Genomic DNA, 14,357 nt, shown 5'->3' with positions numbered 1-14,357 from the left:
AATTGATGCAATTGAGCGTTACGGCAAGACCAATTTTGCAGATTTTAAATACAAAGATGCCCCATAAATCTGTGGGGCATCTTTTAGGCTTGTTAACTGTCTAGGAGACAATTATAGGGAATTATTAGTTATAAAAATAATGTTACTTTAAACCGTTAGCACCCTATTCCCAATCTAGGATAACTTTACCAGACATACCGCCACGCATGGTGTCGAAGCCTTTTTGGAAGTCATCAACCTTAAAGTTGTGAGTGATGATAGGTGAAAGATCTAGACCTGATTGAATCAGTGAAGCCATCTTGTACCAAGTTTCGAACATTTCACGGCCGTAGATGCCTTTGATAACCAAGCCTTTGAAGATTACTTGGTTCCAATCTACTGCCATGTCTGATGGTGGAATACCTAGTAGAGAGATCTTACCGCCGTGGTTCATGTTAGTTAGCATGCTATTGAACGCTGATGGTACGCCTGACATCTCTAGACCTACATCGAAGCCTTCTGTCATGCCAAGTTCCGCCATTACGTCTTCTAGCTTCTCTTCCATCACGTTTACTGCGCGCGTTACGCCCATCTTCTTAGCAAGCTCTAGACGGTACTCGTTTACGTCTGTGATGACTACGTGACGTGCGCCAACGTGTTTAGCAACTGCAGCCGCCATGATACCGATTGGGCCTGCGCCTGTGATCAGCACGTCTTCGCCCACTAGGTCGAAAGATAGCGCGGTGTGTACTGCGTTACCAAACGGGTCGAAGATTGATGCTAGATCGTCAGAGATTTCCGCAGGGATCTTAAATGCGTTAAATGCAGGGATCACTAGGTACTCAGAGAACGCACCAGTGCGGTTTACGCCAACACCTGTTGTGTTACGACATAGGTGAGTGCGGCCGCCACGACAGTTACGACAGTGACCACATGTGATGTGACCTTCGCCAGATACCCGATCGCCAATCTCAAAGCCGCGAACTTCTTGGCCCATGCCAACAACTTCACCCACGTACTCGTGACCGACAACCATAGGTACTGGAATTGTCTTTTGTGACCACTCGTCCCAGTTGTAAATGTGTACGTCTGTACCACAGATAGCGGTTTTCTTGATCTTAATAAGAAGATCGTTATGGCCAACTTCAGGTTTCTCAACCTCAGTCATCCAGATGCCTTCTTCAGGCTTTAGCTTTGAAAGTGCTTTGATTTTCATAATGTTACCTAGTTCATCTCGCCCCACTGAATCTGGGCGAGAATCAAAAATACAATTTATCTAATCTCGATTGGCTCGAGAATTAGATGATGCCCATGTCTTTACCAACAGCGATAAACGCGTCGATTGCACGATCTAGCTGCTCACGTGAGTGTGCTGCTGACATCTGAGTACGGATACGTGCTTGGCCTTTTGGTACTACAGGGAATGAGAAGCCAACAACGTAGATGCCTTTCTCAAGAGCACGCTCAGCAAATTCTGCAGCTACTTTTGCATCACCAAGCATGATTGGGATGATCGCGTGGTCAGCACCGCCCATAGTGAAGCCTGCGCCTTCCATGCGAGTACGGAAATGAGCTGCGTTTTCCCATAGACGATCACGAAGCTCGCCGCTCTCTTTAAGTAGGTCAAGAACGCGGATAGATGCGTTAACAATTGCAGGAGCAACAGAGTTAGAGAATAGGTATGGACGAGAACGCTGACGTAGCCAGTCGATCACTTCTTTCTTACCAGATGTGTAGCCGCCTGAAGCGCCACCCATTGCTTTACCTAGCGTACCAGTGATGATGTCGACGCGGTCTACAACGTCGTGGAACTCGTGAGTACCCGCGCCAGTTGCGCCCATGAAGCCCACTGCGTGTGAGTCATCAACCATAACCAGTGCATCGTACTTGTCTGCTAGGTCACAGATAGCTGGAAGGTTTGCGACTACGCCGTCCATTGAGAACACGCCGTCAGTAACGATTAGCGTGTGACGAGCGCCAGCTTCTTTAGCAGCGATAAGTTGCTGCTCTAGCTCTTCCATGTTGTTGTTCGCGTAACGGAAGCGCATTGCTTTACATAGGCGAACACCATCAATGATTGAAGCGTGGTTTAGCGCATCAGAGATGATTGCATCTTCTTTGCCTAGGATAGTTTCGAACAGACCAGTGTTTGCATCGAAACAAGAGGTGTAAAGGATTGTGTCTTCTTTACCAAGGAATGTAGAAAGTTTCGTTTCTAGCTCTTTGTGAATGTCTTGAGTACCACAGATAAAACGTACAGACGCCATACCAAAGCCGTTCTCATCCATACCTACTTTACCCGCTTCGATAAGCGCAGGGTGGTTAGCTAGACCTAGGTAGTTGTTTGCACAGAAGTTTAGTACTTCTTCGCCTGTCGAGATCTTAACAGCCGCTTGCTGCTGAGAAGTGATTACACGTTCAGATTTGTAAAGACCTTCAGACTTTACTTCTTCAATTTGTTGTTGAATCTGATTGTAGAATGCAGAAGACATTGCACTTTCCTTTTTATATTCATTTCATGCTATTTGAAGTCATAAAATGCAGAGGGGTTAAACGAGGAGATAGACTTCTGAAGTGAAGAATAGCTCCGCATTTACACTGTAAAATCTATGTATCAATAGTAGTCTAAGTGACCTGATTAGATTAGCTAGTAAGAAGGAAAAACATTAGTGAATCAAGTTCACAAATCATTTATCATCTTTGGTAAGTCAATCACAGTACTCAACCAAAATGCTCAACAATCAGCTCATTGCCCTACTTCCAGACCTTGCTTCTTTCATTCTTGTTGTTAATGAAGGTAGCTTTACTGCTGCGGCTAAGCAGTTAGGGGTTACGCCATCCGCTTTAAGTAAACTGATTACACGATTAGAAGGCGCGTTGTCGGTGAAACTTTTTGAGCGCACCACGCGTAAGTTGATCATCACTCAAGCAGGTCAAAAGATTTACGAGCAAAGCCTTGTTATGGTGAACGCCGCCAACCAAGCCATTGAAATTGCGGCCAGTGATCATACAGAAGCATCTGGCGATTTGACCATCGCGGCACCAGAGGCATTTTTAAACTCAGTGCTACAGCCCTTGGTCGTTCCCTTTATCCAACAGCACCCTAATATTTCCCTCAAGCTTAGAGCGTTAGATGGTAACTTCGACCTGATTAAAGAAGGTATCGACATCGGCTTTAAACTAACCGATACACCCGATGAGCACTTGGTGTTAAAAGAAATAGCGAGGACGAATCTAGTTTTATGTGCCAGCCCAGGTTATCTAAACGAGCGTGGTTTACCCGAGCACCCCTCTGACCTCACTCATCATGATTGCTTGTACTTAGGCGAGACGCAAACAGACAATCGATGGTCCTTTATTAACTCGGAAGAATCATTAACAGTAACGGTGAGCGGTAAATACGCGGTTAACCACTCTCAAATGAGGCTAAGTGGCGTAAAATCAGGATTGGGGATTGGAATATTCCATGACTTTGTGGTGAAGGATGCTTTGAGCAGTGGTGATGTCATTCAGGTTCTGCCTGAGTGGGTAATCGAAAGTAATTACCATGGAGCGATTGCGATGCAATATGCGCAAACCCGCTATCTTCCTGCGAGGTTGCGCACCTTCATAGATTTTGTATCAGAGCATCTAACGGAGAATTAACCGAATAGCTTGCTCCAAATGCTGCCGCTGTTACGTTTGTCGTGATATTCTTCCCGTAACATGTCTACCTGACGAAGCGCCTCTTTCGCTCCTTGTAGGTTATTGTCTTCAAGTTGAATGTTGACTTTATCAAGCGCTGAAGACAACTTTTCAAACCCTTCAAAATAGACGTCTTGTTTTTCAGGGGGATATGCCCCCTGTTGAAGCTTTTCGACTAACTCATCAAGCTGAATTACTGACTGCTGCATCACTTCGACACTCTCTGCCTCAGCACTCTTTTTAAATGCCAACTTCATTTCCTGCATGGTCGTTTTCATGCTTGACGCATACGCTGAAAACGACAGCGTAACTGCAAGCGCTAATGCAACTTTACGCATAATTATGTCCTTTTGTAGTTATATTGACTGACGAGACTAGTCTATAGAAACAGTAATAAAAGGCATTAACAATTTTGTTTCAGAACTTTTAACGAGTGCTTTACTAATATAGTGTCTCGACTATTCTCGACAAGAATAAGTCGTTCAAATAACCACCAGCACGTAATTGTAAGCACACGAAAAGAAAGCCACTCTACTCTATGCCCCTATCGGAAACAAAAAGCCGATGATTGTTCACTTTTCAAGTGAAAAATATCATCGGATTTTACAGGGTATAGAAATCTCAAGTCAGACGTTATAAATCAGGGTAGCCTTGAGGGTTCTTAGACTGCCAGTTCCAGGTATCACGCGTCATTTCATCAACTGTGCGATCTGCGCTCCATTCAAGTTCTTTACGTGCTTTCGATGGGTCAGCCCAACACTCGGCGATATCACCTTGTCTGCGGTCTACCAGTTGATAAGGAATCTCTTTATCTGATGCGGCTTCAAAGGCTTTCACCATATCTAGCACGCTCAAACCGTTTCCTGTACCTAGGTTATAGATATGTAGACCCGATTTATTTCCAACTTTGTTTAGGGCTGCAATGTGACCATCGGCTAAATCCATCACATGGATATAGTCACGAACGCCAGTACCGTCATGAGTTGGGTAATCGCTGCCAAACACAGATAGATGTTCACGTCGCCCAACTGCAACCTGCGAAATAAACGGCATCAAATTATTTGGAATACCTTGCGGGTCTTCGCCAAGGTCGCCAGATGGATGAGAACCTACAGGGTTAAAGTAACGCAGTAGCGTTATACTCCAATCAGGGTTCGCTGTTTGGAAGTCGGTTAAACACTCTTCAACCATTAACTTACTACGACCATATGGGTTGGTGGCACTGGTTGGGAAAGACTCAAGAATAGGCACTGATGCAGGGTCACCATAAACCGTCGCTGATGAACTGAATACCAACGATTTAATACCAACTTCACGCATTGCATCAACTAACACTAGCGTTCCGTTCACATTGTTATCGTAATATTCAAGAGGTTTTTGTACTGACTCACCAACGGCTTTTAAGCCTGCAAAATGGATAACTGCTTCAATAGCGTGCTCACGCATGGTTTCCACAAGCAATGCTTTATCACGGATATCGCCTTGAACAAACTTTGGTGCAGCACCCGTTAGGTTTTCTAGACGAGGTAATACAGTTGCTTTACTGTTGTATAAGTTATCGAAAATGATTGGCGTCATGCCCGCTTCGATCATCTGCACACAGGTATGACTACCTATGTATCCCATACCACCTGTTACCAGTACTTTCATAAATCCGCCGAGTAGAAATAAATAAGGGACAAGCTTACCGAACTTGTCCCTTATGTTTCAACATCAAAAACTATTTAAACTGCTGCGTTCAACACTGCTCTATTACTCATACTCTATCGAGGGTATGAGCGCTATCCATTTGATTATAAATCACATAGTCTCCCTTACCTTTACTCTTAGCTTGATACATAGCGCTGTCGGCCGCTTTCAGCATGTAATTCACATCATGGTCGACACTCGACCCCATATAAACCCCCAAACTGACACCAACACACAGCGTTTCACCTTTGTGTATCATCGGTTGTGAAACAGAATCAAGAATTCGCCTACAAATTGACGAAGCTCCGTCGACGTTTGATGGCGTGAGCAGAACGACAAACTCATCCCCGGCTAAACGACCAACGAGATCACTACTACGCACTTGAGCATTCAATCGTTCGGCGACAGTTTTGAGTACATAGTCTCCAGCGTCATGACCATAGCGATCATTGATTGATTTGAACCCATCAAGATCAAGATAGATCACGGCGTATTGCCCTTTTCTCCCCTGACTTACACGAATAGTGTCTTCAAGCGTTCTATATACCTGTGCACGGTTTGCCAAACCAGTAAGGGAATCATGATGGGCAAGGTATTCTAGTCGTTCTACCTCTTTCACATCGGTTAGATCGGAGAACATCATTACCATATCGAAACTTCCCTCTTCGATGTTCTCATTGATCTTGTTTACCTTAACAAACAAGGGGACAGCTCTACCCGTTCTGTGCTGCTCCGTGATCTCACCTTGCCACTGCCCAAAATTTCGCACAGATTCAATAATGGTATCCATGGAGCCATTAAACTGCTTCCAGTCGAAGACTTGTTCTGGTTTCTTGTCTACCATTTCATTAGAACGGAAACCAAGAATTGTCGTCATTGCAGGGTTTGCCATCGTAATGACGTGTGACTTATTTAAAACCATTAAACCATCTTGACTGTTTTCAAATACACCCGCCGCAAGTCGTTGCCTTCTAACCGACTGTTCGATCTCCGTGACATCTTGAATAGCAAACAGCACCATCCCCTCTTTGGATAGGTTACGCGAGCTTATTTGCAATATTTGTTCTTCTGAATCTTTATCATTCGATGAAAACAAGAGATCATTTAATTGAACATCTGCAGATAAAGCTTGGCTTAATGTTGGGTCATCAAAGTCACTCAGGATATCTTTGAGTTTGCGACCCAATAAATAATTACCTGAACAATGGAATACTTGGTTGCTCGCGACATTAGAAAGAACAATTTTCCCAGCATCATCAATAACCACAAGCGCATGCTGAACCATTTCAAGTACTTCTGTAGCAAAGGCTTTCTCTTCCTCAAGCTTATCGAGCGTGTAATTAACTTGTTTGTCACGCTGCTGAAGTCTGTTCGTCATGGTATTAAAACAACGAACCAGTTCCCCCATCTCATCATTACTTGGCTTCAACTTGATGTTTTTTGAGGGCACTCTTTCAATAAACGCTCGCATGGCATCGTTTAAAGCAAATATAGGTCGAACTACAGACCGGTCTACCATCAGGTACAAACTGAAGCCAGCAATCAACAAAATTGCAAAGAAAGCCGAGCTGTTTTTAATCGTATCTTCTAGTAAAGAATTAAAGTGTTCTTTAGAGATTGTTACACGTAGATGGCCAACACTTTCTTCTTCCATGATGATAGGCACAAGCAAAAAGATATAGTCATCTGAAATCGAAAACTGTTTATTGATGATTTCTTGTCTTTGCTCTAAAGTCGGGCTCGGGATTGACCCTGGTAAGCTCGAGTCCACATAGCTCGCAAACAGTTTATTATCCGTTGTAAAAAGCTTCACTCTTAATACTTCTGAGTCCGCAGAAAATGCGGAAAGAATTTCACTTGCGGCGATAGAGTCATCAAACACGATGGCAGCTTCTAGATTGTACGCAACGCCGTTCGCCAACACCTTAACGCGTTTGATTAAGTTGTCCTTTTCTCTATCGAGTGTGGAGTGATAACTAATTGACTGCGATAGCACAAAGATCGCTCCAACAAAGAGCATTATTGGCAGTAGCAGTTTGAACTTCAGTGATTTTTGAGAACCAAACATCATTGCTTGCCCTCCACTGTTGCAATTCGTAGCAGTTGTGAACCAATAGAGAAACCGCCATCTTTAGCGTTATCGAGGTTAATGAAGGGTTTTATCTTGCTTTGTATTGTTTGTAGTTCGATAACACCACCATCAAGGGTGAAACCTTGCGTATCACTAATGGTCAGCACATGATCATTCAATTGCTCAAATTCGATCTGTTGTTCGCCAGACACAAACACCACGTCACAGCGATTTTTATCACTGGTAAGTACTTCGATCGGCATTTCACGAATGCTTTTGCCCTTGGTAATCACCTCCAATGTGGAACGAATCGCCTCGTTTCCATGAATGCAAAAACGTATACGGTCCATTTCAGTTTCATTATCCCACCGTACAAAGTTAGCAATACGATATAGGTAAACGGCTTTAACTTGATCAGGAGAATATTGCGCAGCATTGGTTGAAATAGAAAACCCAGAAACGATGAACGCGATCAAAGACGCAACTTTAAAATTCATGAGAAACCCTCACATAAAGACGTTCTTCATTCGAGTACAAGTTCCAAGCATCGAAATAGCCAGAGTTCCCAATATTTTGCGCTATAAACTCAAACCTTGGGGCCTTGTCATGTTTTTGCCAACTCACACGAGCGTCTAAACTTACAAACGCTTCGACATCATGGATCGTATTGTTCCCTTCGTTCTCTGATTCACTTCTCCAGTTGTAATACTCATTCCCATATTCGATATCTTGATATTGAACTACGAAATCAAGCTGCAACGTGTCAGTGACATCCCATAGTGTTTGTAATGACAACAAGTGCTGATTCTCGATATCTTGAAAAACATCGATGTCACCGTATTCCTCACTACCGAACCCATTTCTTCTAACATCAAGAGTCAAGTAACTATAAGATGTAAAAAGAGAAAAGTTCTTAGCAAGGTCGAACGAGCCTGTTACCTCAATACCTGATGCCTTCGCTTCGAAATCATCACTGGTATAATAAGCCCAGTTGTATATCCCGTCCTCGGAAATAATCAACTCTGGATGGTCAGAGCCGCGAACATTATCGTACGTACTAAAGTAGCCTGTAACACCTAAAGCAGAGTTGGACGTAATTTCAGTTCGGTACCCAACTTCGTATGTTACAACAGACTCTGTATCTAGCTCATCATTTGGTACATACGTTACAAAGCAAAGGGGACATAACTGATCATTTTCTAGTCGAGGATCTGAGTAGTTGTACATATAGTAAGAGTTCGATTCCATATAAGACGGAGCAATTGCAACTCTACCTACACCCGCCCACAAGCTATTGCGCTCATTTGGCCGGTACATCACTCGAGCTTGTGGTGAAAGTTCGATGCGATCAGTCACCTCAAAATATTCCGCCTTGGTACCTATGGTCGTACTAATTGTATCCGTCCATTGATACTCAGACTGGACATAGATGTTGGCAATCATATCATTCGCTTTATCTTGATCGTAAAAACGACCTTCTGAATAAGCGTTGTAAGGGTCGAATTCACTTATACTGGTTGTGAAATCAATCCACTGATAGCGCACCCCTGCACCAAACAACAATCGATGATTATTGAATTGCTGCATAACATAATTGGTTTCTAGATCCAGCGTGTAATATTCACCTGGAGCATCAAGCGCGCTGTCGAACCCTCGATCGATATAGATAGACGAGTTCAGCTTATCACCGTCTTCTAGCTCTGTTTGGTATTCAAACTGAGCATAAGCAAGAGAAGATTCAAATTCCTTTTTGCTAGCATTGACTGTTGTCGCCCATGTATCCCGTTCAATCTGGTAAGTTTCCCATGTTTGATGGTAGGCTGTTTTAGTCCCACCAAAGCGAAAACTCCACTCGGAGCGATTCGAGCGGCCATCAATCACCACGCCAGCGCTGTCAGTACGCCATGGTTCAGCATCATTCGATAGGTATTCGGGAACATTCTTTGTTTTGTAGAAAGCACGACCATAAACGTCATCAGACAGCTGTAAACCTTGGCGAACCGAAACTTCATAGGTATCGTAACGCCCAACTGTCGCTGCGACATACGAACCTTGGGTATCTTGCGCTGATTTAGTAATGATATTTATCACGCCATTGGCTGCGTTACCGCCCCAGATAGCACCGCTTGGTCCTCGCACGACTTCAATGCGGTCAATATCGGCAAGAATGTAATCCAGTGTTGTCCAATACACGCCACCATAAACAGGGCTATAGATGCTGCGGCCGTCGACCATAACGAGCATTTTGTTATACAGGCCATCGTGAAAACCACGTGTGGACACCATGGCGAAGTTCTCGCCCGATTTAGAAACGTACATTCCTGGTATGAGCGCTAACGCTTCGGTTATGTTTGCTGCACCACTTCTTAATATACGCTCGCCAGAAAGGACATAAACTGACGCTGGAATATCTGCCAACTCTTGCTCAGTTTTCGAAGCCGTTTCCATCGTGACATCAAGCATTGAAAGCTCTTCAAGGCTCATTGTCATCAATGAGTCTAGCTGTTCATTGTTAGCTATTGCACTTCCGCTCCAAGCCAGCAGCAAGCCAATTAAAACGTTGTTTTTCTTCATCATTTGAATTTTTATATTTTTTCTTCGGCAATTATCCCACATGCTTATCGAGACAGCATATCGTATAACATGTTTATAAGACACATTTTTAGAAATAAATGAGCTGCATCACGGTTTACAAGTCTAAAATCAAGCTAGGTTTTAAAGACACATGTAAAAACAACGGAACTCACCATGTCTGCTGAACAATCAGCTAAAAAGCCGACTCTCTTGTTGAACTGTGATTTAGGCGAAAGCTATGGATCATGGAAGATGGGCGAGGATGAAGAAGTAATGCCATGGATAGATCTCGCTAATATTGCTTGCGGATTTCATGCTTCAGACCCTAGCATCATGCATTCGACAATTAGACTTGCGATCGAACACAAAGTGAAGATAGGAGCTCACCCTTCCTATCATGACCTGCAAGGCTTTGGTCGAAGATCTATTCCACATAGTTCTGAGGAAATAACCCAGCTGGTTATCTATCAGGTAGGTGCACTCAAAGCACTTTGTGATTTTGAAGGGGTTCAACTTGAATATATCAAGCCCCATGGTGCGCTGTATAACGACATGATGCGCGATACCAGTGTCTTTCATGCAATTTGCTTGGCAGCATCCTCTTTCAACTTACCGCTCATGGTACTTGCCAAACCAGACAATCAGAACTACCTCGACATCGCAGATCAATACGATGTTCCTCTACTGTTTGAAGCGTTTGCTGACAGAAGCTATACAGATTCAGGCTCTCTCGCACCAAGAAGTCACCCTAACGCCGTCTTGAAAAATAGTGACGATATAGTGAATCAAGTAATGGAATTAGCAAAGTTTGGTGTTGTTCACACACTTTCAGGCAATAGAATTAACCTCGATGCCGATACCCTTTGCGTTCATGGTGACAATCCAGAGTCCATTGCGCTAATTCAACGTATTCGTAGAGCACTCACACAAGGTTAAATCTTAGATGCCTGTTAGTTACCAAGTTAAATCTATAAACGAATGTAGCCTACTGATCGAGTTTGATCGTCATTCACCATCAACGTCTATCGACTTGAATCTAACCCCGGTGTTGTCTCGAGTTTGTAGCGCGATGCGAGAGAAACTGCATGATGTCATCATGAACATCACCCCCTCTTACACTACGATTTTGGTGGATTACCTTCCCATTAGAATATCTGAACAAGAAATAAGACTCGTCATTACCAACATCGTTGACTCAAGCATTAAAGCTGAGCATTCCTATATCCAAGGTAGAGAAATTGAGCTTCCGTGCTTTTATCATCCTAGTGTTGGGTTAGATATTTCAAGATATGTAGAACAAGGCCTTACATTAGAGCAACTCATCGAATACCACACTCGAACTAACTATATGGTTTGCGCATTAGGTTTTGCCCCTGGCTTTGCATTTATGGCTAATGTAGACCGACACATTCAGCTTCCTAGGTTGGACGAACCTCGTCAGCATGTACCAAAAGGAAGTGTCGGCATCGCTAATCACCAAACAGCGGTATACCCAAACACTTCGCCTGGAGGATGGAACATTATTGGTAACTGCCCTGTTTCATTGTTAGAACAAGGCGAGTCTTACTTACAGCTTGGTGATCAAGTAACTTTTCGCCCAATTTCACAACAAGAATTTATGGAACTAGGAGGAGAACTTCCTTCTAAACAGGGATAATTTACATGCCTAGTCTAAAGATCATTAAGCCCGGTGCTTTGGCTTTAATTCAAGATTTTGGGCGCTATGGTTATACGCACATGGGCGTAACCAATGGCGGCCCTGTGGATGAATATGCATTCAGTTGGTGTAACAAGTTACTGGGTAACGTAAGTACTTGCCCTTGTATAGAGCTGACACTGGGTCAAGCGGTATATGAAGTCTCAGATCATGCGATGTTTGCAATTGCTGGTGGTGATTTAAATGCTACTCTTGATGACAAGCCACTGAACAATTGGAGTTCATTCTATGCGAAAAAAGGCCAGATAATTCGATTTGGATTACCTAAAAATGGATTAAGGGCCTACCTTGCAGTCAAAGGAGGGTTCAAGCTTACAAATAGTGTATTGGGCAGTGTGAGTACAGTGGTGAGAGATCAACTTGGTGGCCTTAGTAGCCTTGGTAAACCGTTACAAAGCGGTGATGAGATTGAGTTTGAACCTTCTAATTCCGAGAAACTGTTAACCGTTTCTTTTCGCTATACACCAGACTATAACCTACCACTGACGTTAAGAGTCATAGAGAGCTACCAAGCAGAGGCTTTCTCCGCTCTAGCAAAGGCGACGCTTTATTCTTCAGAATACGAAGTGACTCAACAAGCTGATCGTATGGGGTATCGATTATCAGGCAGCTCAATTGATAATGGCGGTAAAAGCATCCTTTCAGAAGGTATTGCGCTTGGCTCTATTCAGGTCCCACCTAATGGCCAGCCTATTGTCTTACTGAACGATAGACAAACCATTGGCGGCTATCCCAAGCTTGGGTGCGTTGCGAAAATCGATCTTCCTCGGCTCGCTCAAGCTAAACCAGGACAGAAAATCCGGTTTGTAAAAGGCGACCTAGAGGGACTTCAAAGAGTTTGGTGCCAATGGGCTCGATACTTTGGCTACTAGTATTGTTGGTTTTGGTCAAAACGCGTATCAATTAAGCCCTGATACTTGTGCGAGTTCAACTGGATAACCTCGCTGAAGAGCTAATTCTTCAGCGCGTAATACCACTTCGTTAGCAGACAAACCCGAAAGATTTGGAGAGTAAGATTCGATAATTTGCTCAGCATTACCGTCACTCAATCCCAAGTGCTTAATTAACTTCATTGCAGCATCAATTGCAGAAGACGCCTTAACAATTTCTACTCTCGCATAGTTATTACCTTCAAAATGAACATCAGCAGCGCGCAATGAAGGATCATTACCCGGGATTTGCTGTGCTCCATATAAAGGCTTACCACCAACTTGTGCTGTCACGAATGATGGGATGAAACAAGCTAGATGGTGTATGGCTTTTTCCGTACGACTTTGTTGAATCTCATTACTCCAACCTTGATTGATTTTGCGAGTATACGCATTCGGTAATCTAGGTTGAGAGCTCAAGTGAGATGAACCAACCAAACCACCTTTAAACAAAGTGATCTCTTCGGTCATACCATGGAGTTGAAAATATCCACCAGCATAAGGGGTTAATTGAGCCATCCCCTTCGGTGTGCCGCGCTCACCGTGGAATATCACTTCAGGCCATTGCTCATTGCAATCGCTCCAACGGGTTACGTAGGCCGCCTTAAACTCTACAAAGCGCTGCTTTGGTTTTGATACTAAATCGTCAATCTTTCCTGTTTCAAAACCAGAAGCATTCACCAAATAATCAAAGTGTTGCGAATAGGTCTGATCACCATTTCGTAGTTCTAGTCGCCAGCCATTCTCAGATTCGGAAGCGCCAAGCAATTCAGTGTTTAACCTAACATTACAGCTTGGAATTGTGCTTACTGCTAGATCTGCCATTGCAGCCATACGAAACACGCTTAGACCAAACTCTTGAACAACAACAATAGGAAACTTCAGCTGTTCTAGATCTACATGCTTCGCGAACGGAATCAACCATTGGTCAATATCTTTTAAATCAGTCTGAGTCGAATTGGCTAGCGCTTCGATATCTTCTCTTTTATACAGACGATAGTAATCAGCAGGCTCTCCAAGTACCGAATTTCGTTCATCTTGAGAAACCAGCTGTTGGTAAGTCGATTGAATTAACTTTAGTCTGGGTAACAATGCAAGTGGATCACCGTTGTCGGATTTCGGTACCGCGACAACGGTAGGACGAACATTTAAGCATTGTGGATAAAGCCTAACCGTATCAATAGACTGTCTTAGCAGTTCTAAGCATTGGTGCTCAGAAATCTCTCGGTATAGATTCCCACCGGCGTGCAAATGACAAATAGGTGGACCATTAACTAAACTTGGTCCTTTTTCGATAAGAGATACATTCGCTCCCTGTTCTGCCAACAACATCGCACAAGTAGAACCTGAAATCCCACCACCAACAACGGCCACCGAAATCGGCTTTGACTGATTATCCATTAACTCAATGATTCGCTTATAAATTGAAGTAGACATTTTACTGAATCTGCGAATTGATGAAAATCATATTTTTTGTAGTGTTTTGTAAAAGGACAACCAATCCAAGCCGAAAAAATTTTGAGAAAAATACTTGACGGAAAATCACAGGATACAAAACGGTGAGTTATTTAACTCATGAATTTAACATGAGCTCCCAATAGAAAAGGGCTCGACATGGTGGCCTCTAAGTTCATGATTCAGTTATCCAAAAAGTTATCCACGGATTTTGTGGATAACTGTGGGTAAGTAATGTTGAATTTTACGCCAACGTAGT

12 protein-coding genes are annotated in these 14,357 nt (G+C 43.4%); 4 read left to right on the top strand and 8 right to left on the bottom strand.

Translation table 11 applies throughout. The features are described from left to right. Window positions 1–163 precede the first annotated feature (163 nt). Both tdh and DPF91_RS08590 read right to left on the bottom strand, forming a co-directional pair. Window positions 164–1,195, bottom strand: coding sequence for an L-threonine 3-dehydrogenase (gene tdh / locus DPF91_RS08595; RefSeq protein ID WP_117233999.1), 1,032 nt, complete (start codon window positions 1,193–1,195; stop codon window positions 164–166). 82 nt (window positions 1,196–1,277) lie between these two features. Next, on the bottom strand, window positions 1,278–2,471 hold the full coding sequence (locus DPF91_RS08590) for a glycine C-acetyltransferase (protein WP_117233998.1): 1,194 nt from the start codon (window positions 2,469–2,471) through the stop codon (window positions 1,278–1,280). 238 nt (window positions 2,472–2,709) lie between these two features. Between DPF91_RS08590 and DPF91_RS08585 the strand changes: the two genes are divergently transcribed. Continuing rightward, window positions 2,710–3,624, top strand: a complete 915-nt coding sequence (locus DPF91_RS08585; RefSeq protein WP_117233997.1) for a LysR family transcriptional regulator — start codon at window positions 2,710–2,712, stop codon at window positions 3,622–3,624. Here the strand turns inward: DPF91_RS08585 and DPF91_RS08580 are convergent. The 5 genes from DPF91_RS08580 to DPF91_RS08560 form a co-directional block, all read right to left on the bottom strand. Next, window positions 3,621–4,001 carry a cytochrome b562 gene (locus DPF91_RS08580; RefSeq protein WP_117233996.1) on the bottom strand — a complete coding sequence of 127 codons (381 nt, stop codon included), beginning with the start codon at window positions 3,999–4,001 and terminating at the stop codon, window positions 3,621–3,623. The two genes, DPF91_RS08585 and DPF91_RS08580, sit on opposite strands and share 4 nt — an antisense overlap. 295 nt (window positions 4,002–4,296) lie before the next feature. Then, window positions 4,297–5,313, bottom strand: coding sequence for a UDP-glucose 4-epimerase GalE (gene galE, locus DPF91_RS08575; protein WP_117233995.1), 1,017 nt, complete (start codon window positions 5,311–5,313; stop codon window positions 4,297–4,299). 106 nt (window positions 5,314–5,419) lie between these two features. After that, window positions 5,420–7,423 (bottom strand): sensor domain-containing diguanylate cyclase, encoded by a 2,004-nt coding sequence (locus DPF91_RS08570; protein WP_117233994.1) that lies wholly within the window; start codon window positions 7,421–7,423, stop codon window positions 5,420–5,422. Beyond that, window positions 7,420–7,920 (bottom strand): YfiR family protein, encoded by a 501-nt coding sequence (locus DPF91_RS08565; protein WP_117233993.1) that lies wholly within the window; start codon window positions 7,918–7,920, stop codon window positions 7,420–7,422. The genes DPF91_RS08570 and DPF91_RS08565 overlap by 4 nt, the downstream gene beginning before the upstream one ends. Beyond that, window positions 7,910–10,000: a TonB-dependent receptor plug domain-containing protein gene (locus tag DPF91_RS08560; protein ID WP_164684094.1), complete on the bottom strand. Its 2,091-nt coding sequence runs from the start codon at window positions 9,998–10,000 to the stop codon at window positions 7,910–7,912. The genes DPF91_RS08565 and DPF91_RS08560 overlap by 11 nt, the downstream gene beginning before the upstream one ends. A gap of 171 nt (window positions 10,001–10,171) precedes the next feature. Here DPF91_RS08560 and DPF91_RS08555 point away from each other — a divergent pair, with 171 nt between their 5' ends. From DPF91_RS08555 to DPF91_RS08545, 3 genes are read left to right on the top strand one after another with little or no spacing between them, the layout of a single operon-like run. Next, entirely contained in the window at window positions 10,172–10,933 is a 762-nt protein-coding gene (locus tag DPF91_RS08555) for a 5-oxoprolinase subunit PxpA (protein WP_117233991.1), read from the top strand. Between the two features lie 7 nt (window positions 10,934–10,940). Beyond that, the gene (locus DPF91_RS08550) at window positions 10,941–11,654 is read left to right on the top strand and encodes a 5-oxoprolinase subunit B family protein (RefSeq protein ID WP_117233990.1); all 714 of its coding nucleotides are present in this window, start codon (window positions 10,941–10,943) and stop codon (window positions 11,652–11,654) included. Window positions 11,655–11,659: 5 nt separating this feature from the next. Next, window positions 11,660–12,586: a 5-oxoprolinase subunit C family protein gene (locus tag DPF91_RS08545; protein WP_117233989.1), complete on the top strand. Its 927-nt coding sequence runs from the start codon at window positions 11,660–11,662 to the stop codon at window positions 12,584–12,586. 27 nt (window positions 12,587–12,613) lie between these two features. Here DPF91_RS08545 and DPF91_RS08540 read toward each other — a convergent pair whose 3' ends face one another. Further along, on the bottom strand, window positions 12,614–14,044 hold the full coding sequence (locus tag DPF91_RS08540; protein WP_117233988.1) for an FAD-dependent oxidoreductase: 1,431 nt from the start codon (window positions 14,042–14,044) through the stop codon (window positions 12,614–12,616). Window positions 14,045–14,357 lie beyond the last annotated feature (313 nt).

This window comes from Vibrio maerlii (assembly GCF_003415655.1).
Classification (GTDB): Bacteria; Pseudomonadota; Gammaproteobacteria; order Enterobacterales; family Vibrionaceae; genus Vibrio; species Vibrio maerlii.
The sequence above is the reverse complement of the archived record's forward strand: the minus strand, read 5'-3'. Positions and strand labels throughout refer to the sequence as shown.

What these genes read in the sequence shown, in the direction of transcription:
- DPF91_RS08545 (WP_117233989.1), top strand. Translation starts at nt 11,660, where the DNA reads ATGCCTAGTCTAAAGATCATTAAGCCCGGTGCTTTGGCTTTAATTCAA.
- DPF91_RS08555 (WP_117233991.1), top strand. Translation starts at nt 10,172, where the DNA reads ATGTCTGCTGAACAATCAGCTAAAAAGCCGACTCTCTTGTTGAACTGT.
- DPF91_RS08550 (WP_117233990.1), top strand. Translation starts at nt 10,941, where the DNA reads ATGCCTGTTAGTTACCAAGTTAAATCTATAAACGAATGTAGCCTACTG.
- DPF91_RS08580 (WP_117233996.1), bottom strand. Translation starts at nt 4,001, where the DNA reads ATGCGTAAAGTTGCATTAGCGCTTGCAGTTACGCTGTCGTTTTCAGCG.
- DPF91_RS08570 (WP_117233994.1), bottom strand. Translation starts at nt 7,423, where the DNA reads ATGATGTTTGGTTCTCAAAAATCACTGAAGTTCAAACTGCTACTGCCA.
- tdh (WP_117233999.1), bottom strand. Translation starts at nt 1,195, where the DNA reads ATGAAAATCAAAGCACTTTCAAAGCTAAAGCCTGAAGAAGGCATCTGG.
- DPF91_RS08590 (WP_117233998.1), bottom strand. Translation starts at nt 2,471, where the DNA reads ATGTCTTCTGCATTCTACAATCAGATTCAACAACAAATTGAAGAAGTA.
- galE (WP_117233995.1), bottom strand. Translation starts at nt 5,313, where the DNA reads ATGAAAGTACTGGTAACAGGTGGTATGGGATACATAGGTAGTCATACC.
- DPF91_RS08560 (WP_164684094.1), bottom strand. Translation starts at nt 10,000, where the DNA reads ATGATGAAGAAAAACAACGTTTTAATTGGCTTGCTGCTGGCTTGGAGC.
- DPF91_RS08565 (WP_117233993.1), bottom strand. Translation starts at nt 7,920, where the DNA reads ATGAATTTTAAAGTTGCGTCTTTGATCGCGTTCATCGTTTCTGGGTTT.
- DPF91_RS08585 (WP_117233997.1), top strand. Translation starts at nt 2,710, where the DNA reads ATGCTCAACAATCAGCTCATTGCCCTACTTCCAGACCTTGCTTCTTTC.
- DPF91_RS08540 (WP_117233988.1), bottom strand. Translation starts at nt 14,044, where the DNA reads ATGGATAATCAGTCAAAGCCGATTTCGGTGGCCGTTGTTGGTGGTGGG.